The 20,718-nt window shown below is 64.4% G+C and carries 22 protein-coding genes; 12 read left to right on the top strand and 10 right to left on the bottom strand.

What is annotated here, in order from left to right:
- Positions 1–86 precede the first annotated feature (86 nt).
- Entirely contained in the window at positions 87–1,010 is a 924-nt protein-coding gene (locus ACYVG8_RS15525; protein ID WP_107890276.1) for an RHS repeat-associated core domain-containing protein, read from the top strand.
- Here the strand turns inward: ACYVG8_RS15525 and ACYVG8_RS15520 are convergent.
- On the bottom strand, positions 984–1,493 hold the full coding sequence (locus tag ACYVG8_RS15520) for a glutathione peroxidase (protein ID WP_028498097.1): 510 nt from the start codon (positions 1,491–1,493) through the stop codon (positions 984–986). The two genes, ACYVG8_RS15525 and ACYVG8_RS15520, sit on opposite strands and share 27 nt — an antisense overlap.
- A gap of 71 nt (positions 1,494–1,564) precedes the next feature.
- On the opposite strand from ACYVG8_RS15520, the gene ACYVG8_RS15515 reads away from it, so the two are divergent.
- From ACYVG8_RS15515 to ACYVG8_RS15505, 3 genes are all read left to right on the top strand, one after another.
- A complete protein-coding gene (locus ACYVG8_RS15515) occupies positions 1,565–2,035 on the top strand; it encodes a DUF1841 family protein (protein WP_028498098.1) in 471 nt (156 codons plus the stop codon).
- Between the two features lie 16 nt (positions 2,036–2,051).
- Positions 2,052–2,633, top strand: a complete 582-nt coding sequence (locus tag ACYVG8_RS15510) for a DNA-3-methyladenine glycosylase I (RefSeq protein WP_028498099.1) — start codon at positions 2,052–2,054, stop codon at positions 2,631–2,633.
- Between the two features lie 140 nt (positions 2,634–2,773).
- Positions 2,774–3,778, top strand: a complete 1,005-nt coding sequence (locus tag ACYVG8_RS15505; protein WP_460746237.1) for an RHS repeat-associated core domain-containing protein — start codon at positions 2,774–2,776, stop codon at positions 3,776–3,778.
- 15 nt (positions 3,779–3,793) lie between these two features.
- Here the strand turns inward: ACYVG8_RS15505 and hemN are convergent, their stop codons facing one another.
- Positions 3,794–5,206, bottom strand: coding sequence for an oxygen-independent coproporphyrinogen III oxidase (gene hemN / locus ACYVG8_RS15500; RefSeq protein ID WP_051528640.1), 1,413 nt, complete (start codon positions 5,204–5,206; stop codon positions 3,794–3,796).
- Between the two features lie 103 nt (positions 5,207–5,309).
- Between hemN and fnr the strand changes: the two genes are divergently transcribed.
- On the top strand, positions 5,310–6,065 hold the full coding sequence (gene fnr / locus ACYVG8_RS15495; RefSeq protein ID WP_028498102.1) for a fumarate/nitrate reduction transcriptional regulator Fnr: 756 nt from the start codon (positions 5,310–5,312) through the stop codon (positions 6,063–6,065).
- Positions 6,066–6,072: 7 nt separating this feature from the next.
- Here the strand turns inward: fnr and ACYVG8_RS15490 are convergent, their stop codons facing one another.
- Genes ACYVG8_RS15490 through ACYVG8_RS15480 form a run of 3 tightly spaced genes read right to left on the bottom strand, consistent with a single transcriptional unit; the run spans position 6,073 to position 8,215 of the window.
- Positions 6,073–6,537 (bottom strand): flavodoxin family protein, encoded by a 465-nt coding sequence (locus ACYVG8_RS15490; protein ID WP_233495159.1) that lies wholly within the window; start codon positions 6,535–6,537, stop codon positions 6,073–6,075.
- Complete coding sequence (locus ACYVG8_RS15485; RefSeq protein WP_460746235.1) at positions 6,534–7,448, bottom strand: DUF1853 family protein; 915 nt, start codon at positions 7,446–7,448, stop codon at positions 6,534–6,536. Before ACYVG8_RS15485 ends, ACYVG8_RS15490 begins: the two co-directional genes overlap by 4 nt.
- A 5-nt stretch (positions 7,449–7,453) precedes the next feature.
- The gene (locus ACYVG8_RS15480) at positions 7,454–8,215 is read right to left on the bottom strand and encodes an RNA methyltransferase (RefSeq protein ID WP_112691929.1); all 762 of its coding nucleotides are present in this window, start codon (positions 8,213–8,215) and stop codon (positions 7,454–7,456) included.
- A 142-nt stretch (positions 8,216–8,357) separates the two neighbouring features.
- On the opposite strand from ACYVG8_RS15480, the gene ACYVG8_RS15475 reads away from it, so the two are divergent.
- Entirely contained in the window at positions 8,358–9,146 is a 789-nt protein-coding gene (locus ACYVG8_RS15475; protein ID WP_028498105.1) for an inositol monophosphatase family protein, read from the top strand.
- Between the two features lie 53 nt (positions 9,147–9,199).
- Here the strand turns inward: ACYVG8_RS15475 and ACYVG8_RS15470 are convergent, their stop codons facing one another.
- Positions 9,200–10,102 carry a LysR family transcriptional regulator gene (locus ACYVG8_RS15470; protein WP_107888824.1) on the bottom strand — a complete coding sequence of 301 codons (903 nt, stop codon included), beginning with the start codon at positions 10,100–10,102 and terminating at the stop codon, positions 9,200–9,202.
- 106 nt (positions 10,103–10,208) lie between these two features.
- On the opposite strand from ACYVG8_RS15470, the gene ACYVG8_RS15465 reads away from it, so the two are divergent.
- A complete protein-coding gene (locus ACYVG8_RS15465) occupies positions 10,209–11,228 on the top strand; it encodes a zinc-binding alcohol dehydrogenase family protein (RefSeq protein WP_107888825.1) in 1,020 nt (339 codons plus the stop codon).
- Here ACYVG8_RS15465 and ACYVG8_RS15460 read toward each other — a convergent pair.
- Together ACYVG8_RS15460 and ACYVG8_RS15455 are read right to left on the bottom strand one after the other, a co-directional pair.
- Positions 11,225–11,413: a helix-turn-helix transcriptional regulator gene (locus ACYVG8_RS15460; RefSeq protein WP_460746233.1), complete on the bottom strand. Its 189-nt coding sequence runs from the start codon at positions 11,411–11,413 to the stop codon at positions 11,225–11,227. The genes ACYVG8_RS15465 and ACYVG8_RS15460 overlap by 4 nt on opposite strands.
- Complete coding sequence (locus ACYVG8_RS15455) at positions 11,395–11,979, bottom strand: AraC family ligand binding domain-containing protein (protein ID WP_460746231.1); 585 nt, start codon at positions 11,977–11,979, stop codon at positions 11,395–11,397. Before ACYVG8_RS15455 ends, ACYVG8_RS15460 begins: the two co-directional genes overlap by 19 nt.
- 134 nt (positions 11,980–12,113) lie before the next feature.
- Between ACYVG8_RS15455 and ACYVG8_RS15450 the strand changes: the two genes are divergently transcribed.
- From ACYVG8_RS15450 to ACYVG8_RS15430, 5 genes are all read left to right on the top strand, one after another.
- Entirely contained in the window at positions 12,114–13,325 is a 1,212-nt protein-coding gene (locus tag ACYVG8_RS15450) for an MFS transporter (protein WP_036385105.1), read from the top strand.
- Positions 13,326–13,509: 184 nt separating this feature from the next.
- Positions 13,510–13,854 carry a type II toxin-antitoxin system RelE/ParE family toxin gene (locus ACYVG8_RS15445; protein WP_112691930.1) on the top strand — a complete coding sequence of 115 codons (345 nt, stop codon included), beginning with the start codon at positions 13,510–13,512 and terminating at the stop codon, positions 13,852–13,854.
- The gene (locus ACYVG8_RS15440) at positions 13,851–14,183 is read left to right on the top strand and encodes a helix-turn-helix domain-containing protein (RefSeq protein WP_028498111.1); all 333 of its coding nucleotides are present in this window, start codon (positions 13,851–13,853) and stop codon (positions 14,181–14,183) included. The genes ACYVG8_RS15445 and ACYVG8_RS15440 overlap by 4 nt, the downstream gene beginning before the upstream one ends.
- A 340-nt stretch (positions 14,184–14,523) precedes the next feature.
- Complete coding sequence (gene mutS / locus ACYVG8_RS15435) at positions 14,524–17,058, top strand: DNA mismatch repair protein MutS (RefSeq protein WP_107890277.1); 2,535 nt, start codon at positions 14,524–14,526, stop codon at positions 17,056–17,058.
- Positions 17,059–17,279: 221 nt separating this feature from the next.
- Positions 17,280–17,705 (top strand): hypothetical protein, encoded by a 426-nt coding sequence (locus ACYVG8_RS15430; protein WP_146744998.1) that lies wholly within the window; start codon positions 17,280–17,282, stop codon positions 17,703–17,705.
- A gap of 68 nt (positions 17,706–17,773) precedes the next feature.
- Here the strand turns inward: ACYVG8_RS15430 and ACYVG8_RS15425 are convergent, their stop codons facing one another.
- Entirely contained in the window at positions 17,774–18,424 is a 651-nt protein-coding gene (locus ACYVG8_RS15425) for a pseudouridine synthase (RefSeq protein WP_460746229.1), read from the bottom strand.
- Between the two features lie 74 nt (positions 18,425–18,498).
- Complete coding sequence (gene aceK, locus ACYVG8_RS15420) at positions 18,499–20,310, bottom strand: bifunctional isocitrate dehydrogenase kinase/phosphatase (RefSeq protein ID WP_051528643.1); 1,812 nt, start codon at positions 20,308–20,310, stop codon at positions 18,499–18,501.
- Between the last annotated feature and the right edge of the window lie 408 nt (positions 20,311–20,718).

The raw sequence follows: 20,718 nt of genomic DNA, 5'->3' as shown, positions 1-20,718 counted from the left end.
TGCCTAGATCTAGATAAAGACCAGGCAGAGAGTGCTACCGGACACCACGGTACGGCCTCGCTCCCCGCCGGCCAGCCGTGGAGATCATGATGCCTGCAGTTCAGAATGCCCAGTCCCCGGCTACCCGCCCGCGCCTGACTGCGGCGGTGTCACCCGCCCCGCTCACGCGGGTCGGCATGCATGGTCAGCTGGTAGACCGGATCGGCACCCGCCAGTGGTATCACCTTGGCAATGGCGCACGCAGCTACGACCCGGTTTCCCAGCGTTTCCTGCGTCTGGACCCGCACAGCCCGTTCGGCAGGGGCGGTATCAATGCGTATGCATTCTGCAGCGGTGATCCGGTCAACCGGCGCGATCCATCCGGCTATTACGTGCTTGGCACCACCACCGACATCACTGGCTACATTGCCAACGCCACCGGCATCCTGGCCAGTCTGGCCGGCATCATCCTCAACTTCATGAGTGGCGGCACGCTGGCCCTCATCATCGCCTCGGTCGGCCTTGTAGTGGCAGTGACAGGCATGTCGCTGCAAAGCGCCGGCAGCGCACTGGGAGCGGACTCCGCACTGGGCAATGCTCTGTCGCTGGCCGGCAATATCCTGGTCGCCATCGGCAACACCATCGGTTTTGCCACGGCGGTTCATGGCATCAAGGCGATGGTCGCCCTCCACAAGATACAACTGAGACAGGCGAATCTCGCGGCACTGCAGCACTTGCGGCGCAGACCCGCACGAACGGTGTCCATGCTGTCAGAAAGGTTCAGCACCACGCGGCAGTGGGTCTCGCAGCATTTCCACAGATTACCCCCCCGGCACGCGCCATTCAGAACGCGGTCTGCCCCGGCATCGGTGCCGGTGTCATCTGGCCAGAGCAATGCGGCATTCCATGCCGAGACCGCTGCCGGGTCCCTGTTTGAACTCAACGTGCGGGGTCTCCAGTTCACCAGCGGGCTGCCGCGCTCCCTATCCTGGCACAGCAGCCTCTCACAACTGCCAGGCACTCTGGTCTGAGCGCGGCAGCAGGCGCTCGATGGCATCGACAAGCGCTGCCGGCCTGGTCGCAGGCGCATAGCGATCGACCACCGCGCCCTGCGGGTCGACCAGAAACTTGGTGAAATTCCACTTGATGCGCTCGGTGTTCAGCACGCCGGGCTTCTCGTGCGTCAGGTAGGCGTACAGCGGATGCGCCTGCGCGCCATTGACATCGATCCTGGCAAACATCGGAAAACTCACCCCGAAGCGGGTGGTGCAGAACTGGCCGATTTCCGCCTCGTTGCCCGGCTCCTGTCCGCCGAACTGGTTGCATGGAAAGCCGAGCACGCTGAACCGGCGGTCATGGAAACGCTCTTGCAGCGCCTGCAGGCCAGCGTATTGCGGGGTAAAACCGCACTCGCTGGCGGTGTTGACGATCAGCAGGACCTGGCCCGCATAGTCGGACAGTTTCTGCTCGCTGCCGTCGAGACGCACGGCGGAAAAATCATGGACACTCGGCATCGCTGCTCCTTGGCAATGGGTCACAGGGTATAATCCCTACCAATCTACTCAAGTTATCCCCTGGCCGCTGCATGTTCAATCCCAGCCGTGACGAAGCCCGCCGTTTCCTGTTCGATACCTGGCAGAAGCACCATGCCGGACAGCCGCTGACCGACCTCGAACGGATCGCGCTGGCCATCGAACTGGAACACCCCGAATACCAGCCGATGCTGGCCGACCCCGACCGCTACCTCGACCGCGACTGGCGTCCGGAGGGCGGCGAGACCAATCCGTTCCTGCACATGATGATGCATCTGTCGATCGAGGAGCAGGTGTCGATCGATCAGCCCGCCGGCGTCCGCGATCTGGTCGACCGCCTCGCGGCCCGGCTCGGCACCCGTCACGATGCCCAGCATGCGGCGATGGACGGTCTGGCGGAGATGATCTGGCTGGCCCAGCGCAACGGCAGCATGCCGGACCCGAACGTCTACCTGAACGTGCTGCGCCGCCGGATCGGCGAGGGCGAAGCCTTCGACCTCGCCCGGCCGGGCGACGAACCCTGAACCGATGGAGAACGGCATGACCGGTGAGCGCTGCCCGTGGTGCGGGACCGACCCGCTGTATATCGCCTATCACGACGAGGAATGGGGGCGCCCGGTCCACGATGACCGCAAGCTGTTCGAGATGCTGATCCTGGAAGGCGCCCAGGCCGGTCTGTCGTGGATCACCATCCTGCGCAAGCGCGACGGTTATCGCCGCCGCTTCCATCAGTTCGACCCGCAGCGGGTCGCCGCGATGAGCGACGAGGAGCTGGAGGCCGCACTGCAGGACCCGGGCATCGTGCGCAACCGGCTCAAGGTGGTCAGCGCCCGCCGCAATGCACGGGTCTTCGTCGCCATGCAGGCCGAGCACGGTTCGTTTTCCGACTGGCTGTGGTCGCACGTGGACCGGCAGCCGGTCGTCAGCCGTTTCACCCGCTACACCGACGCGCCAGCCTCGACCCCGCTGTCTGACCGGATCAGCAAGGCGCTGAAAAAAGCCGGCATGAATTTCGTCGGCAGCACGGTCATCCAGGCGTACCTGCAGGCAGTCGGCGTGGTCAGCGACCACCAGGCCGATTGCCCCTCGCACCCGGACCACGTCCGGCCACCGTCGGTCTGAGGACAGCGCCAGTCCATTCGTCGGGAATTGCAACCGGCGCCAGACCAGCCCTTACTATGCAGGAAGAAGGAAACGTTCAGACACCAGTCCATCGACCGCGAATTGATGTGCGGCCAGGAACTCCACGAGGAGGAAACGCCATGCCATCACGTCCCCCGTCTCCGGCAGCGGCCAGGGCAGCAGCGCAAGCCGTCAGAATCTGGAAAAAGCGTCCACGGCTCGGCCTGCATGGCATGCTTTCAGACTATGTCGGCAACAAAAATTACTACCATATGGGTAATGGTGTACGCAGCTACGACCCGATGATTCAGCGCGTCCTGCAACCGGACCCATTGAGCCCGTTCGGGACGGGAGGCATCAATCCCTATGCATTCTGTCTGGGCGACCCGGTCAACAATCGTGATCCTTCCGGTTATTCAGCGATTTCCAACACCGGAATCGCCCTCGGCCTGGTCAGTCTGGTCCTCTCCATTGCCACCTTTGGCACGGCATCCATACTGGCCAGTCTGGGGCTGGCGCTGGCGATCATCTCCGTCGCTACCGGCGCGGCCTCCAATCTGCTGGCCGGCTCAAGCCCTGGACAGGCAGCAACGCTGGGAAGGGTATCCTACGGCCTGGGGGTCGCCGCGAGTCTGGTTAGCCTGGTCCTGGGCGCCATCGGTTTCGGCGCATGGCGGTTGGGCAGACATCTGCGGAAAAACCCCGATTTTGACATGTCACTGAGAGTCTGGAACAAGGGGCCGGGCGTACAGACAGTCGGCATCCATGGCTCACCCCATGCGACGATCGCCGCAAACAAGCTGTTGCGCGCCCCCCAACTGGCCAGACGTATCCGCCCGCTGCTCGACGCCGACACGGACACCGTGTTGCTGGGGTCGTGTCACGCAGGCCAGGGCAACAGCATGTCCTCCGTCGCCCAGGTTGTCGCAAACCGGCTGGGCAAGACTGTCGTGGCCGGCAAGGGAACCGTTTCACCCGAGTACCTCTGGAAGACGTTCACGCTGCACAAGCTGCCGTACGAGGACGTCCGGGTCTTCCAGGCTCAGGGCATGTGGACCTCTGCGCGCACCAGCCTGGTCAATACGGTCCGGTTCGAACAGCAGAGCGCAGCGATTTACCTGAGGCAGCTGTACGCACGCCATTGATACGGCGTCAGCGGCTCAGATCGTCTTCGAGTAGCGGGCGTGGGTCTGTTTCTCGCGCAGATAGCGGTCGAACACCATGGCAATGGTGCGGATCAGGAAACGCCCCTGCGGCGTCACGGCGATCCACTCGTCATCCAGCTCGACCAGTCCGTCAGCCTCGTATTCGGCCAGCCGGGCCATTTCCGGCGCGAAATACTGCTTGAAGTCGATGCCGAAACCCTCGCCCATCGCTTCCATCGACAGCGAGAAGCGGCACATCAGCGCCTGAATGATTGCCCGGCGCAGCAGGTCGTCGGCACTCAGCAGCAGACCGCGGACGATCGGCAGCCGGCCTTCGTCCAGCATCGCATAATACTGTTCGAGGTCTTTTGCGTTCTGGTGATAGCTGGCGCCGACCTTGCCGATGGCCGAGGTCCCGATGGACACCAGATCATGGTCGGCATGGGTCGAGTAGCCCTGGAAGTTCCGTTGCAGCCGTCCCTGGCGCAGGGCCACGGCCAGATCGTCGTCCGGCAGGGCGAAGTGGTCCATGCCGATGAATTCGTAACCGGCATCGGTCAGCATCTGCACCGCCATCTGCAGAATGTCGAGCTTGACCTCGGCCGACGGCAGATCCGCTTCGTTGATGCGCCGCTGCGGCATGAAGACCGTCGGCAGGTGGGCGTAGTTGTACAGCGCCAGCCGGTCCGGACGGATGCTGAGCACCGTCTCCAGCGTACGCCGGACCGAGTCAACGGTCTGGTGCGGCAGGCCGTAGATCAGATCGAGGCTGACCGACTTGAAGCCGGACGACCGCGCGGCGTCGATGACCGTCAGCGTCTCCTCGACACTCTGTACCCGGTTGACGGCCTTCTGCACCTGCAGATCAAAATCCTGCACCCCGACCGACATGCGGTTGAAGCCCTGGGTCGCCAGCAGCCGCACCGTGTCGGCGCTGACCTTGCGCGGATCGATCTCGATCGAGTATTCGCCAGTGGGCAACAGGTTGAAATGGCGACGGATCGCGTCCATCAGCCGCTGCATCTGCTCGTCGGACAGGAAGGTCGGCGTGCCGCCGCCGAAGTGCAGCTGGATCAGGTCCTGGCGCGGCCCCAGCCCTTCGGCATGCAGCGCCAGCTCGCGTTCGAGATAACCCAGATAGGTATCCGCACGCGTCTTGTCCTTGGTAATGACCTTGTTACAGGCGCAGTAGTAGCAGACTGTATTACAGAACGGTATATGAGCGTATAATGATACTGGCTTGGCGCTGGCGCCGATTTGCCTTTGCTCAAGGCAGTGGCGATAATCTACGCCGTTGAATTCGGTGGTAAAACGGTCTGCCGTCGGATACGAGGTGTAGCGAGGACCGCTGCCGTCGAGGCGTTCGATCAACTCTCGGTCGAAAATGAACTGGGCGGGAGCCACGTTGTCGTGAATTGCTGTCGTCATAAATGGATAAACCTCTCAGGCAGTGAACCACTTTGCCTGAATCGTGCAGGGGCGCCTTTGATAGTCGTCAAGCCTGGCATGATAACAACCTGAACGGATCATCATGGCCGAACACAATCCGCTTACTGCCCACACGCTGAAGATCTCCTGCTCGAACTGCAGTCTTCGCGAATTGTGCCTGCCCATCGGACTCAATCGCGAGGAGATGAGCCAGCTCGACGCCGTGATCCGGCAGAGCCGGCGCCTGAAGCGCGGCGAGTACCTGTTCCGCGCCGGCGAGGCGTTCAAGTCCATGTTCGCCATCCGGACCGGCTTTTTCAAGACCTGCATTTCCAGCCATGACGGCCGCGAGCAGGTCACCGGTTTCCAGATGTCCGGCGAGCTGCTGGGCCTGGATGGCGTCTCCAGCAGCCTGCACGGCTGTGATGCGATCGCGCTCGAGGATGCCGAGGTCTGTGAACTGCCGTTCTCGCGCATGACCAGTCTCGGTCGTGACATCCCGACCCTGCAGCATCATTTCTTCCGGTTGATGAGCCGTGAAATCGTCCGTGACCAGTCGGTCATGCTGCTGCTCGGCAACATGAAGGCGGAAGAACGTCTGGCCGCCTTCCTGCTCAACCTGTCCCAGCGCTTCTCCGCCCGCGGCTTCGCCGCCAACGATTTCATCCTGCGCATGAGCCGTGAGGAAATCGGTTCCTTCCTCGGTCTGAAGCTGGAAACCGTCAGCCGCACGCTGTCGAAATTCCAGGCCCAGGGCTGGATCATTGTCGAACACAAGCACATCCAGCTGATTCAGCCGGAGAACCTGAAGACCCTGGTCGGCGGCTGCCAGCAGAGCATGCCGATCGCCACCACCTGAACCCGGTTCAGAACAGTCCCAGCGACAGGCCGAGCGCCAGCGTCGCACCGACCTCGGCCGCGCGCTCCAGCGCGGCCTGGTCGGGCTCCCCATGCACGATCAGCGGCTCGCAGGCCGGCGTCAGCGGATAGCCGCGCGCAATGCGTTCGATCGCGACTCGCGCCCCGCTGCCGTCATTGCCGGCACAGATCAGGATCGCATACGGCAATCCTTCCACCCGCCCCTGGGCCGGGTAGAACGTGCGATCGAAAAAATCCTTCAGCGTGCCGGCCATGTAGCCGAAATTTTCCGGCGTGGCGACAATCAGGCCGTGACAGGCCAGCAGATCGTCGATGCCGGCCTGCTGCGCCGGCAGCAGCCGCACGTCGATCTCCCCCTCGCCCGCCTCACTGGCCGCCGCCGCCGCCGCCCGCGCCAGCTGCAGGTTGCGCCCGGTCTGACCGGCCCACAGGATCAGCAGCTGCTTCATCATTCCTTCTCCCCGCCATCCAGCGCCGCGATGCGCGCCATCAGGGTGGCCAGCCGGCCGGGCTCCGGCCAGTGCGCCGGCACCACGAAGCCGCGCGACACTTCCTGCCAGTCGTCATCGTCGACGGCCTGCATTTCCGCCACCATCAGCGCCTCTCTCCTGCCCGCCAGCCGCGCCTGCAGCTCGGCGGCGGTCTGCACGTCGGCCCGGCCAGCCCGGGCCGGGGACAGCCAGTCGAGCCGGAGCAGGTGCAGATAGCGGCTGTCGGCCGCCCGTGCCGGCCAGGCCTCCCCCTGATGCCGCCACCAGTGCACCGGTTCGCCGCTGCCGGCCGGCCGGAACAATTGCCCGCGCAACACGGTAAAGGCCGGGCAGCCGGCGAAACCGGGCGGGAGGGTCGCCGCCGCACGCGCATCGCCGGCCAGCGCCAGCTGGCGCACCAGTTGCGCACGTTTCAGCGCCAGCGCATCGCGCAGGTCGGTCCCGGCCCAGCACTGCGGCGCGACTTCCAGATAGAACTTGCACGCCATTTCGACATGGAGCGGCCGTCCGTCCAGCCGCAGCAGGAAATCGAACTCACCAAGGGTATGCGCCTCGACCCGCACCGCGCGGTTGGCCGCCACCAGTTCAAGCTGCGCACTCCGCTGTGCCAGCCAGAAGGCCAGCAGCGCCTCGGCATGGGCGCCAAGGCGCCCGGTGCGCCGGGCCGCCAGCCAGTCCAGCAATACGGCAGGGCGGCGGTCCAGTGCCAGCAGCCGTTCGGCAGCCCGCGGTCCGGCCAGCAGGGCCCGGTCGAACTCGACACCGCTGTCCCACGGCGACGGCCCGAGCAGCAGTGACGCCAGTGCCCGCACCGCCGGTTCGCGCAACGAGGCCAGCAACGGCAGCAGGCGGGGATCGGCGGCGCAGTTCACGCGACTCAGTCGTGTCGGTACGGGTCCGGCCCGCAGCGGCGTTCGATCTGCTTCAGCATGCCGCGCAGGATATCGATCTCCTGCCGCTCCAGGCTGGCGCGGTCATACAGGGTGCGCAAGCGGCGCATCAGCCGTTCGCCATTGCGCCGGTCATAGAAACCGATACCGTCGAGCACCCGGTCGAGATGACCATAGAACCCTTCGACCTCTTCATGACTGGCCAGTTCGGCATTGGCCCGCAAATGATCAAGCGGAAATGCCAACTGGCTGAACAGCTCATAGCACATGACCTGTACCGCCTGGCCGAGGTTCAGCGAAAAATAGTCCGGGTTGCCGGCAATGGTGACCAGCCGGTTGCAGCGCGCGACCTCGTCGATCGACAGTCCGTAGGTTTCGTTGCCGAACACCAGTGCAACCTCGACCCCGTCGCGGGCCGCCGCCAGCAGCTCGGCACAGGCGTCGCGCGGCGCGGCCAGCGGCGTGGTCAGCTCGCGCTTGCGGCTGGTCAGCGCACAGGCGATGGACACGCCTTCCAGCGCGGCATCGAGCGTGCCGGTCACCACGGCGTTCTCCAGCACATCGGCCGCGCCGGATGCCAGCGTGGTCGCCTCGGCATCGGGAAAACGCTTTGGCTCGACCAGATACAGGCGGGTCACGCCCATGGTCTTCATCGCGCGCGCGGCGGCGCCGATATTGCCGGGATGGGAAGGACGCGCCAGAACGACGCGCACATTACGCAAAAAATCAGGGACTTCGGGTTTCGACATTGAGAAAACTGCGTTAAAATTCCGGCCATCAAAAGGCCCGGAACATCCAACTGTCCGGGTCTTTATCGTTCCTTAAACCCGGACTATCCAGACGCGCGGCGGCAAGAATTCGCGGCGCGCCCCCTTTGCCAGAGAGGCTCCCATGCATCCGATGCTGACCATCGCGGTCAAGGCCGCGCGTCGCGCCGCCAACATCATTCAACGCGCGTCGAACAACCTCGACCTGATCCGCGCCGAGCAGAAACAGCACAACGACTTCGTCAGCGACGTCGACCGTGCGGCCGAAGCGGCCATCATCGACATGATCCGGGATGCCTACCCCAAGCACGCCATTCTAGCCGAGGAATCGGGCGGGGCCTCGCTGTCCGACGCCGAATACCTGTGGATCATCGATCCGCTGGACGGCACCACCAACTTCCTGCACGGCTATCCGCAGTATTGCGTATCCATCGCCCTCGCGCACAAGGGCCAGATCCAGCAGGCCGTGGTCTACGATCCGAACCGCAACGACCTGTTCACCGCCAGCAAGGGCGGCGGCGCTTTCCTCAATGATCGCCGCATCCGCGTCAGCAAGCGCATCAGCCTGGCCGACAGCCTGATCTCCACCGGCTTCCCGTACACCGACGTCAGCTATCTGGACCAGTACCTGGCCATGTTCGCCGACATGATCCGCAAGACTGCCGGCGTGCGTCGTGAAGGTTCGGCCGCGCTCGACCTGTGCTACGTCGCCAGCGGCCGCGTGGACGGCTACTGGGAACTGAACCTGAAATCGTGGGACATCGCCGCAGGCAGCCTGATCGCCCAGGAAGCCGGCGCCATCGTCACCGACGTGTTCGGCGAACAGGGCTGGCTGGAATCCGGTGACGTGGTCGCCGCCAACCCGAAGGTGCTGGCGCAGATGCTGCACACGCTGGCGCCGCACGTCCGGTAATCATTTCCGGCAGTTTGCGATCCGCCCCATGGCAGACCTCCGGTCTGCCATTTTCATTTGTGGGCGGCTGCCAGCCGCTCGGCCAGCCCCCATGTCCCGACAAAATCCAGGAAGGCGCGCAGCGCGGCCGACACGTGGGTGCGGGTCGGATAGACAGCGAAATACTGGTTCGGCAACGGCGGATACGCTGCCAGCAGTTCGACCAGTTGCCCGCTGGCCAGCTCGCACCGGCACATGAACGCCGGCAGCATGGCAATACCGGCACCATGAACGGCAGCCTGCTGCAGATACATCAGACTGCTGCTGCGCATGCCCGGCGACGGCACGACCCGCTGCAGGCCATCCGCCCCCGTCAGCGGCCAGTCCGGGGCCGGATGATGAACCAGACAGGCATGAGCGGCGAGATCGGCCGGTGAAACCGGCAGGCCGGCGCGCGCCACATAGTCCGGGGCTGCCACCAGCGCGCGGCGTACCTCGCCGACATGCCGGCTGACAAAGCTCGAATCCGCCAGCCGCCCGGTACGAAACGCCAGGTCGATGCGCTCGCCGATCAGGTCGAGATGGGCATCGGTCACCAGCATGTCGACGCTGATCAGCGGGTAGCGGCGGCGAAATGCCGGCACCAGCCCGGCGAACAGCAGCGCGCCGGAGGCCTCCGGCGCAGTAATGCGCAACTGGCCGGCCGGCGCATCGCGCAGCCGGGAAACGGCCGCATCGGCGGCACGGCCGGCTTCGACCATGCGCTGGCAGTGGCCGACATACAGCTGCCCGGCGGCCGTCAGACTCAGCTTGCGCGTACTCCGCTGCAACAGCCGCACACCCAGCGAGGCTTCCAGCCTGGCCAGCTGCTGACTGACCGTGGATTTGGGCAGGCCGAGCGCCTGCGCCGCAGCAGTAAAGCTGCCGCTTTCCACCACCTGCACAAAGACTGCCATCCGGTCGAATTCCGGCGTCATTGTTCATCCTGACGGACAAAGTTTCCACATTGGGCAGTCTAATCGGCGAATCCACCGCCGACTACACTTCCGGCATCACTCATCGTCATCGCCTGGAGACACCACCATGAAAGCCGTCGGCCTGTACCGCTACCTGCCCATCGACCACGCCGAGTCGCTGCTCGACATCGAGTTGCCACTGCCGGAACCGGGACCGAATGACCTGCGCGTCGCCGTGCGCGCCATTGCCGTCAATCCGGTCGATACCAAGGTGCGCGCGCCAAAAGCACAACAGGAAAGCACGCCGCGCGTGCTTGGCTGGGATGCAGCCGGCGTGGTCGATGCCGTCGGCCGCGATGTCACGCTGTTCAAACCCGGCGACCGGGTCTACTACGCCGGCGACATCACCCGTCCCGGCTGCAACGCCGAGTTCCAGCTGGTCGATGAACGCCTGGTCGGCCCGATGCCGGCCAGCCTCGACTTTGCCGCCGCGGCCGCTCTGCCGCTGACCGCCATCACCGCCTGGGAGGCCTGCTTCACCCGTCTCGGCATCAGCCCGGACGGGCAGGATGCCGGCAAGACGATACTGATCGTCGGCGGTGCGGGAGGGGTCGGTTCGATCGGCATCCAGCTGGCCAGAACGCTCGGCCGGCTGACGGTGATCACCACCGCCTCACGAACCGAATCCGCAAGCTGGTGCCGCGAGCTCGGTGCCGATCATGTCATCGACCATCGCGGCGACCTGGTCGCACAGGTTCGGGCACTGGGGCTGGACACGGTCGACTACATCGCCTGCTTCAACGACACCGACCAGCACTTCCCGGCACTGGCCGAGCTGATCCGGCCGCAGGGCACCATCGTCACCATCGTCGAGAATGCCCGCCCGCTGCCGGTCGAGCTGCTGAAAAGCAAGAGCGCGGCCTTTGCCTGGGAGTTCATGTTCACCCGCGCCATGTTCCGCACCGACGACCGCATCGAGCAGCACCGTCTGCTGGCACGCATCGCCGACGGCATCGACGCCGGCCGGCTGCGCTCCACGCTCGGCGAAGTGCTCGGCCCGATCGACGCCACTACCCTGCGTCACGCCCACGCCCGGCTCGAGGCCGGCCACACCATCGGCAAGCTGGTACTGGAAGGCTGGTCCTAACGGAAAAACACACTCGGGGCAACACCGAACTGGCGCTTGAACATGGCGGTGAACGCACTGGGGCTGTCGTAACCGAGGCCAAGGGCGACATCGACCACCTTGCTGCCGGTGGCCAGTGCTTCCAGCGCTGCCTGCAGCCGGGCCTGTTGCCGCCACTGGCCGAAGGTCATGCCGGTCTCGCGCACAAAACGCCGGGCAATGGTGCGCGGATCGAGCGCCAGTCGCGCCGCCCACTGCGCCAGTGTGGTGGCATCGTCGGGGCTGGCCACCAGTGCCGCGCACAATTGCTGCAGGGCAGGGTCAGTTGCAACGGCAGGGTCGGAATCTCGCGCAGCTCATCCAGCAGCAACCGCATCAGCCGCCCGTCGCGAGAGTCAGACAGATAAGGTATCCGGACATCGATGGCAGCCAGGATCAGCTCGCGCAGCAGCCCGGAAATGCCGAGCACCCGGCAGCTGTCCGGCAAGTCCGGCGCGGCATCGCAGCGGATAAAGACCGTGCGCATGCGCACATCACCAACCATGCGCACCCAGTGCGAGGTGCCGGCCGGCATCCACAGCCCGCGCGTCGGCGGCACCACCCACTGTCCATGCGCGGTGCCGACCACCAGCACCCCCTGCACGGTATGGATCAGCTGTGCGTTCGGGTGACTGTGCGGCGGCGTGACATGACCGTCGGCATAATCGATCGCCATCGCAATCACCGGCACGTCACGCCGGTCGTAGGCCAGATAGCGGGGAGGGAGCTGCATCGATGACCTTTCGCTGGCATCGGTGCAGTCCACCTGCCCGATTTGCGCCAGTTGCTGCCTGATTCTCGCAGGACGGGCAGCAGGTCGCCAGTTATGATCAGTCGCTATCGCCACCCACCCTGCGCTCCGACGTCATGACCACCACCACCACTGCCCCGCCCCGGGCCGACAGCGAACGCACCGGCTTTCGCGTGCTCGGCGCCATCAGCTTCTCGCATTTCCTGAATGACATGATCCAGTCGCTGATCCTGGCGATCTATCCGCTGCTGAAAAGCAGCTTCCATCTGAGCTTTGCCCAGATCGGCCTGATCACCCTCACCTACCAGATCACCGCCTCGCTGCTGCAGCCGGTGGTCGGACTGTATACCGACAAGCGACCGCAGCCGTACTCGCTGGCCATCGGCATGGGCTGCACCCTGGTCGGCCTGCTGACGCTGGCGGCGGCGACCGATTATCCGACGCTGCTGCTGGCTGCCGCGCTGATCGGCACCGGTTCATCGATTTTCCACCCGGAATCGTCGCGCGTGGCACGCATGGCATCCGGTGGCCGCCACGGCCTGGCCCAGTCGATCTTCCAGGTCGGCGGCAATGCCGGCAGCGCAATGGGCCCGCTGCTGGCCGCCTGGATCATCATTCCGCAAGGCCAGCGCAGCGTCGCCTGGTTCTCGGCCGCCGCCCTGCTGGCCATGGTCGTGCTGTGGAAAATCGGCGGCTGGTATCGCCGCCAGCAGCGCGCCCGCAAGACCGCTGCCCGCACCGCACCCGGCCATGCGCTGTCGTCGCGCCAGGTCACACTGGCCGTCGGCGTGCTGTTGATGCTGATCTTCTCGAAGTATTTCTACCTGAGCAGCCTGACCAGCTATTACACCTTCTACCTGATCCACAAGTTCCAGCTGTCGGTGCAGTCCGCGCAGCTGTACCTGTTCGTGTTCCTGTTTGCCGTTGCCGCCGGCACCCTGCTTGGCGGCCCGATCGGCGACCGCATCGGCCGCAAGCGGGTGATCTGGGGCTCGATCCTTGGCGTGGCGCCGTTCACGCTGCTGCTGCCGCATGCCAGCCTGGCCTGGACCGGCCCGCTGACCTTCATCATCGGCTTTATCCTCGCTTCGGCCTTCTCGGCCATTCTGGTATTCGCCCAGGAACTGCTGCCGGGCAAGATCGGGGCGGTATCCGGCCTGTTCTTCGGCTTTGCCTTCGGCATGGGCGGCATCGGCGCGGCCGCCCTCGGCCGGCTGGCCGACGTGTACGGTATCGACATGGTGTACCAGCTGTGCGCATTCCTGCCGCTGATCGGCCTGCTGACCGCCTTCCTGCCCGACCTCGGCCGCCGGGCGGAAAAACGCTGAGGTCCCGCCACCCGGTCCCGGGTGGCGACCGTTCCCTCCGCCGTCTGATGCACTTTTGCGACATTGTGCCTGCAACCCTGTGGAGGGATTTGCTGCAGGCACGTCGCAGGAGGACGCTTGCCCTCTGCGGGTGACCCCACACGCGGCCACTGATCGTGGTATAAAATTTTATACATGACGTATCATGGAAATCGACAAGGAAATTCGCTGGGCAGGCTCGGCCTACACCGATTTGCTGGATTTCCCCGAGGACGCCCGCCGGCAAGCCGGCTTTCAGCTGAGCAGGGTGCAGGCAGGGCTCGACCCTGCCGACTGGAAACCGTTCGACGAGATCGGTCCCGGCACACGGGAAATACGCATCAGGGAGAGTGATGGCATCTACCGGATCATGTACGTCGCCAAGTTCGAGGAAGCGGTTTATGTCCTGCACAGTTTCCGGAAAAAAACGCGGGCGACCAGCGAGCGCGACAAGCACATCGCCAGGCTGCGTTACCGCGCCGTGGTCAATGCCAGAAAGTTCGAGCGATGAAAATTGATACCGAAATCCGCCATGTGACCAGGGCAGACGCCAACCTCTTCTCCGAACTCGGCTTTTCGCCAGAGGAGGCCGGGCGTCTGCAGGCCGCCGCCGCCAGGGAAATCAACGAGACACAGCGTCTCAAGGTGCAGTTGATGACCGAGCTGGCATCGTGGATTGAACATCATCACCTCAAGCAGACAGAAGCAGCCAGCATCCTGAGGGTTTCTCGCCCGCGCGTCTCGGATGTCATCAACAGGAAAACGTCGAAGTTCTCCATCGACACCCTGATCGAGATGCTCGGTCGCATAGGAAAACCGGTCAGGCTGGAGATTGACTGACCTCCAGACGGCTCATGAAGGCGGGCACAGCCGGTCACAGAGGCGTCGGCACACACCGACCGGCAGAAAATATCGTGAACACGGTACACCGGTGTGCACGCAATCCCTCCGCCGTCTGATGCACTTTTGCGACATTGTGCCCCCCGACGCCGGCAGATTCTGCCGGCGTTCTCGCATCCGGGGTATGTGTTCCGCGGCGCGGCATTGCACAATAGCGGTTTGCATTCACGTCCCGTCCGCCCGGTAAACCGACGGACGGTCGCTTATTGAGGACACGATGGCCGGCAAGCCGACACCCACCCCCGCAACCGATTCCGCCAGCACGCCGCAGCACACCCCGATGATGCAGCAATATCTGGGGCTGAAGGCCGACCACCCGGACAGCCTGCTGTTCTACCGCATGGGCGACTTCTACGAGATGTTCTACGACGACGCGGTCAGGGCCGCACGGCTGATGGACATCACGCTGACCGCCCGCGGCCAGTCCGGCGGCCAGCCGATTCCGATGGCCGGCGTGCCGTTCCATGCCGTCGAGCAGTACCTGGCCCGACTGGTGCGTCTCGGTGAATCGGTGGCGATCTGCGAGCAGATCGGCGACCCGGCCACCAGCAAGGGACCGGTCGAGCGCAAGGTGGTCAGGGTGGTCACCCCGGGCACGCTGACCGATGCCGCACTGCTCGACGACAAGCGCGAAAGCCGGATCGTTGCGCTGGCCTGGCGCAAGGGGCGGCTAGGCATTGCCGCGCTGTCGCTGGCCAGCGGCGATTTTCGCGTGCTCGAAACCGATGCCGAGCGGCTGACCAGCGAACTGGAACGACTGAAGCCGGCCGAAATGCTGGTCGCCGACGACAGCGCCACGCCGGCGCTGCCCGGCGGGCTGGCTGCCAGCCTGAAGCGGCTGCCACCCTGGCACTTCGACGAGAGCAGCGCCCGCCAGCGGCTGGCACGGCACTTCGCCGTGCAGGATCTGGCCGGTTTCGGCGCCGAGGACCTCGGCGTGTCGCTCGGTGCTGCCGGTGCCCTGCTCGAATATGTAAAGAATACCCAGTCGGGCGAACTGAGCCATGTCGGCGGACTGACCGTCGAGCATACCGGCCAGTATCTGGACATGGATGCGGCCACCCGCCGCAACCTGGAACTGACCGAGACCATTCGCGGCGAGTCGTCGCCGACACTGGCTTCACTGCTGGACCGCTGTGCGACCAGCATGGGCAGCCGCCTGCTGCGCGAGTGGCTGCACCACCCGCTGCGTGATCCGGCCGCCATCCGTGCACGGCTGGATGCGGTAGCTGCCCTGCAGTCATCCGGCAGCGAACTGCACGCCACGCTGGACGGCGTGGCCGATATCGAGCGCATTACCGCCCGCGTCGCCCTGCGCAGCGCCCGCCCGCGCGACCTCGCCAGCCTGCGCGAAAGCCTGCTGCGCCTGCCGGCGCTGCGGGCGCAACTGGCCGGCGGTCAGCCGGCCGCACTGCTGGCCGTGCTGCACGATGCCCTGCCGGCGCAGTCGCCGATCGCCGAACGGCTGGCACTGGCCATCAGTGCCGAACCGGCGGCCATGGTGCGCGACGGCGGCGTCATCGCCGGCGGTTTTCATCCGGAGCTCGACGAGTTGCGCAATATCCAGCACAACTGCGGCGAGTTCCTGCTGGCGCTGGAAAACCGTGAGCGCTTGCGCACCGGCATCACCACGCTGAAAGTCGAATTCAACAAGGTCCACGGTTTCTATATCGAGGTCAGCCGCGCCCAGGCCGACAAGGTGCCCGACGACTACCGTCGCCGCCAGACGCTGAAAAATGCCGAGCGCTACATCACGCCGGAACTCAAGACCTTCGAGGACAAGGCGCTGTCGGCCAACGAGCGCGCCCTGGCGCTGGAAAAACGCCTGTACGAGGCACTGCTCGACGAACTGGCCCCGCACATTCCCGAGCTGCAGCGCATTGCCCGCGCCGTTGCCACGCTCGACGTGCTGGCCAATCTGGCCGAGCGTGCCACCACCCTCGGCTACTGCAAGCCGGTGCTGACCAGCAGCAGCGTGATCGATATCCAGGCCGGTCGTCACCCGGTGGTCGAGTCCCAGGTCGAGCGTTTCATCCCGAACGACACCCGGCTGGCGGCCGACCGGAAACTGTTGCTGGTCACCGGGCCGAACATGGGCGGCAAATCGACCTACATGCGCCAGGTGGCGCACATTGCGCTGCTGGCGCATATCGGCAGCTTCGTGCCGGCGCAGCAGGCGTCGATAGGGCAGCTGAGCCGGATTTTCACCCGCATCGGTGCCTCGGACGATCTGGCCGGCGGTCGCTCGACCTTCATGGTCGAAATGACAGAAACCGCCAATATCCTGCACAACAGCGACGCAAACAGCCTGGTGCTGATGGATGAAGTCGGACGCGGCACGTCGACGTTCGACGGCCTGGCACTGGCCTGGGCCATCGCCCGCCAGCTGATCGAGAAAAATCGCGCCTATACTCTATTTGCAACCCACTATTTCGAACTGACCCGGCTGGCATCGGATTATCCGACGGTGGCCAATGTCCATCTGTCCGCCGTCGAACACAAGGATCGCATCGTATTCCTGCACCATGTCGAAGACGGGCCGGCCAGCCAGAGCTATGGTATCGAAGTCGCCAGTCTGGCCGGCGTGCCGGCCCGGGTTGTTCGTGAGGCCAGGAAAAAACTGGCCGAACTGGAAAACCAGGCAGCCAGACATGACGGGCCCGACCTGTTCTCGATGGCAACAGCGCCAGCAACGGTTCCGGAAGAGGTTTCCGCCGTGCTCGATGCCCTGTCCGACCTGGACCCGGATGCGCTGAGCCCGCGCGAGGCACTGGCGTTCCTGTTCCGAATCAAACAAAAAATAGGAAAATTCTGATTTTTCCGAAAATTCCCAGCAATTATCCAACAGTTTTCTATATTGGCTATGTCAACGGACCCGGAACCCCAGCAAAAGCGGTTTTATACTCCGTGATGACAGCGAGAAATTGACACCCATAATGGGTAGAAAACACAAAAACAAAACCCATTAGTCAACATTCATAACCATAACCCAGGGGCCCTCCCTTCCAGGTCCCTTGCACTGAAGGAAAACAGCACATGTCCGCGCAACCTGGAGCCACGGCCCCTGCCTTGCAATCCTTGCTTTGCCCCGATGACAACCATGTTGCTCCGTCGCTGGCCGAGGTACGCAGCCTTGCCCAGCGCTGTCTGGGCAAGTTTTCCCGACATGCCATGTCGCTGATCGGCGCGCACGGGATCAGCCTGCCACCGGCACTGGACCTGTTCGGCACTTCGGAAGGCAATATGGCAATCCACGGTGCTCACCCGGATGCGGACCTGATCGATGCCGTGCTGTGTTGCGATATCCAGGCAGCCCAGTATTTCAAGGAAGCCGAAGTCCTGTTCGAAACGGTCAGGACACTCGAAACCTCATCGGCCTGTGCGCCCCGTCAGGACAATGAGCGCTTCCACATCGGCCTGACGACGACCGGCCCGGTCGCCTACTTCACGACAGGTGCCTGACACCATGTCGAACCCTGTCGCGTAGCCGGAAACGGCTACGCCGACACGGCGCCCCTCCCCGATTTTCCTCATGCCTTCCCGCGCCGGCGCCAGCCGTCCTGCGCGCGTGGCATCGACGGCCGCTGCCTGTCCGCGGCCGGCTGCAGCCACGCCTGACGCCAGGCCGGCGGCAGGGCCTCCGGGCCGGCCTCGCGCCACGCCCCCGGCAGCAGGCCATCGAGACGCAGCGGCCCGATGGCTGCCCGCACCAGCCGCAATGTCGGCAGCCCGACACTGGCCGTCATCCGCCGCACCTGGCGGTTCTTGCCCTCGCTGATCACGATCTCCAGCCATGCCGTCGGCACCGACAGCCGGTGACGTACCGGCGGCACCCGCTCCCACAGTCCGTCCGGCGTGTCGATCAGCCGCGCCTGGGCTGGCGCGGTCACGAAATCGCCGAGATCCACGCCCGCCCGCAGTGCATCAAGCTGTTCCGCCGACGGCGTGCCTTCCACCTGCGCCCAATAGGTCTTGGGCGATTTGGCACGCGGATGGGCAATCACATGCTGCAGCGGACCGTGATCGGTCAGCAGCAGCAGACCTTCGCTATCGGTATCCAGCCGCCCTGCCGGATACACGCCGGCCACCGGCACCCACTGGGCCAGTGTCGCGTGCGGCGGGCTCGGGCTGAACTGGCAGATGGTGCCAAACGGTTTGTTGAGCAGGATGAGGCGCGGCATGGGCCGGCTCCTTGCAGAAACGGGAGCCGGATTGTAATCGGATTGCACGGGCAGCAAGTGACGGCGCGCGAAGACTACTTGCCGCCTTCAAGCACCGGAACGGCCACCTCGGCACCGGGAGAGACCGTCATCGGCCGCCGCCGGCGCTGGCGACTGAAGCGCATTTCCTCCGGATACGGGAAGAAATCGTCAAGGATGCCCGCCCGGATCCGGTCCTGCTTTTCACGCCAGAACTGCGGCGTCAGCAGATCGCGGTGATAGTGGAGAAAGGTGCGGCGCACCACCGGATCGCCGAGCAGGAAGCGACCGAACTCCTCCGGGAACACGTCGTTGCGGGCAACCGGATACCACGGTTCGGCCGCCATTTCCTGTTCCGGCGTCTGTGCCTCGGGAATGTCCCGGAAGCAGCAGTCGGTCATGTATTCGATTTCGTCGTAGTCGTAGAACACCACCCGCCCGTAGCGGGTCACACCGAAGTTCTTGAACAGCATGTCGCCGGGGAAAATATTGGCGGTGGCCAGGTCCTTGATCGCATTGCCGTACTCGCGCACCGCTTCGATTTTCTGCTCGTCGGCCGCCTCGTCGAGGTAGATGTTCAGCGGCTTCATCCGCCGCTCGATGTACAGGTGCTTGATGATGATCTGGCCGTCGTCCTCTTCCAGCATCGACGGCGCCAGGCGGCGGATTTCGTCCAGCAGCGCCTGGTCGAAGCGCCCGCGCGGAAAGGCCACATTGGAGAACTCCAGCGTGTCGGCCATGCGGCCGACACGGTCGTGATGCTTGACCAGCAGGTACTTCTGCTTGACCGTCGCCCGGTCGACTTCCTTGGTGCCGCCAAACACGTCCTTGATGATCTTGAACACGTACGGGAACGACGGCAGCACGAACACCAGCATGACCAGCCCGCGAATGCCCGGCGCCACGACAAAATGGTCGTCCGAGTACTGCAGGTGGTGCATGAAGTCGCGATAGAAGATGTTCTTGCCCTGCTTGCCGAGGCCCAGCATGGTGTACAGCTCGGCCGACGACTTCATCGGCAGCATGCTGCGCAGGAAGCGCACATAGGCTGACGGTACCGCCATGTCGACCAGGAAATAGGCACGGCTGAAGCTGAACAGGATGCCGATCCGCCAGACCTCGAGCAGGATGGTATCGAGGTACAGCAGTCCGTCGTCGTCATGGCGCACCGGGATCGCGAACGGCCAGCTCTGCCCGCCGTTGATGACCTTGCCGATGATGTAACCGCTCTTGTTGCGGTAGAACGCCGAGTACAGTACCTGGATCTGGTAGTTGGCTTCGAGTCGCGGCCACTGGCCGCCAAGGAAGTCCTTCGCCATCCGCAGCAGGCAGACAATGTCATGGCGCAGGTCGGCAAACGGCCGCTGCCAGCCGAAATCGGCGACGATGCGCTCGATGGTGGCACGGATGCCCGCCGCTGCCGGATAGTAGCTGCGGTAGGTCGGCGGGTCGGATTCGAGATACTCCGTGCTGATCGCCGGCCGGACAAAAATGAAGTCGTTGTTGAAGTAATCGCGATGCAGCACGCGGCAGAACACCGAGTTGAAGAAGGTCTCGGCCAGTTCCGGCTGGCGATGGTTGGTCAGCAGGCCGATATAGTTGAATTTCGCCTGCTGCCAGATATCGTCGTCGAGCAGATCGGCATGAAACTCGGTGCGCAGCCGCTGGATGGTCTCCTCGACCCGGTCGTCGTAGAACTGGATCCGGTCGCGGATGCCCTGCTGCATGCCGGCCCAGTCGCCTTCCTCGAACCAGGCGCGCGAACGGGCCGAGCTGGCGCGAAACAGGCTGTAATGCTTGTCGAAACCGTCCACCAGTGCCTGCGCGATGTCGCGGGCAACCGGATTGCTCTCCTCGGGGATGCGCATGTTCGCCTTCTCTGCCCGCCGTGCGGGGCCTGCTGTCGGATAATGACCGTGACCGGCGGGGCGCCGCCGCGGCCCGGCTTGTGCGCCGTGTCATGGGCCGGAACGCCGCCGTCATGCCGGTGTTTTCCTGCATGGTCGGGCATTTGTCGGACAGCGGCAAGCCGTCAACATGGCGCGATATTGCATCGCAACACCGCTGTTTTTCGCCGGTTGACGCCCGGCTTTTCGGATACAGACAAAGCACGGGCGCGCCTCTAGCAACCGCTCGCTTTTTTTCGGATAATGATGCTCGACGAAGAGAAGCCGAAAATAACGAAAAGATGTAAAAAACCGACTGCGGCGCTCGCCCGTTTCCTTCCGTATCCGGCCCGCGCCTGCCATTTCTCCTTCTCTGGCATTCCGTCCGTC

The organism is Microvirgula curvata (assembly GCF_054781615.1).
Note: the sequence above shows the minus strand (reverse complement) of the source record. Positions and strands in the feature narration are given on the sequence as shown.

Bases quoted from the DNA above. Each gene is read 5' to 3' on its own strand.
- ACYVG8_RS15490 (WP_233495159.1), bottom strand. From the start codon at position 6,537: ATGATGAAGCAGCTGCTGATCCTGTGGGCCGGTCAGACCGGGCGCAAC.
- ACYVG8_RS15525 (WP_107890276.1), top strand. From the start codon at position 87: ATGATGCCTGCAGTTCAGAATGCCCAGTCCCCGGCTACCCGCCCGCGC.
- ACYVG8_RS15515 (WP_028498098.1), top strand. From the start codon at position 1,565: ATGTTCAATCCCAGCCGTGACGAAGCCCGCCGTTTCCTGTTCGATACC.
- mutS (WP_107890277.1), top strand. From the start codon at position 14,524: ATGATGCAGCAATATCTGGGGCTGAAGGCCGACCACCCGGACAGCCTG.
- ACYVG8_RS15425 (WP_460746229.1), bottom strand. From the start codon at position 18,424: ATGCCGCGCCTCATCCTGCTCAACAAACCGTTTGGCACCATCTGCCAG.
- ACYVG8_RS15440 (WP_028498111.1), top strand. From the start codon at position 13,851: ATGAAAATTGATACCGAAATCCGCCATGTGACCAGGGCAGACGCCAAC.
- ACYVG8_RS15465 (WP_107888825.1), top strand. From the start codon at position 10,209: ATGAAAGCCGTCGGCCTGTACCGCTACCTGCCCATCGACCACGCCGAG.
- hemN (WP_051528640.1), bottom strand. From the start codon at position 5,206: ATGACGACAGCAATTCACGACAACGTGGCTCCCGCCCAGTTCATTTTC.
- ACYVG8_RS15470 (WP_107888824.1), bottom strand. From the start codon at position 10,102: ATGACGCCGGAATTCGACCGGATGGCAGTCTTTGTGCAGGTGGTGGAA.
- ACYVG8_RS15510 (WP_028498099.1), top strand. From the start codon at position 2,052: ATGACCGGTGAGCGCTGCCCGTGGTGCGGGACCGACCCGCTGTATATC.
- ACYVG8_RS15520 (WP_028498097.1), bottom strand. From the start codon at position 1,493: ATGCCGAGTGTCCATGATTTTTCCGCCGTGCGTCTCGACGGCAGCGAG.
- aceK (WP_051528643.1), bottom strand. From the start codon at position 20,310: ATGCGCATCCCCGAGGAGAGCAATCCGGTTGCCCGCGACATCGCGCAG.
- ACYVG8_RS15445 (WP_112691930.1), top strand. From the start codon at position 13,510: ATGGAAATCGACAAGGAAATTCGCTGGGCAGGCTCGGCCTACACCGAT.
- ACYVG8_RS15450 (WP_036385105.1), top strand. From the start codon at position 12,114: ATGACCACCACCACCACTGCCCCGCCCCGGGCCGACAGCGAACGCACC.
- ACYVG8_RS15455 (WP_460746231.1), bottom strand. From the start codon at position 11,979: ATGCAGCTCCCTCCCCGCTATCTGGCCTACGACCGGCGTGACGTGCCG.
- fnr (WP_028498102.1), top strand. From the start codon at position 5,310: ATGGCCGAACACAATCCGCTTACTGCCCACACGCTGAAGATCTCCTGC.
- ACYVG8_RS15430 (WP_146744998.1), top strand. From the start codon at position 17,280: ATGTCCGCGCAACCTGGAGCCACGGCCCCTGCCTTGCAATCCTTGCTT.
- ACYVG8_RS15505 (WP_460746237.1), top strand. From the start codon at position 2,774: ATGCCATCACGTCCCCCGTCTCCGGCAGCGGCCAGGGCAGCAGCGCAA.
- ACYVG8_RS15475 (WP_028498105.1), top strand. From the start codon at position 8,358: ATGCATCCGATGCTGACCATCGCGGTCAAGGCCGCGCGTCGCGCCGCC.
- ACYVG8_RS15480 (WP_112691929.1), bottom strand. From the start codon at position 8,215: ATGTCGAAACCCGAAGTCCCTGATTTTTTGCGTAATGTGCGCGTCGTT.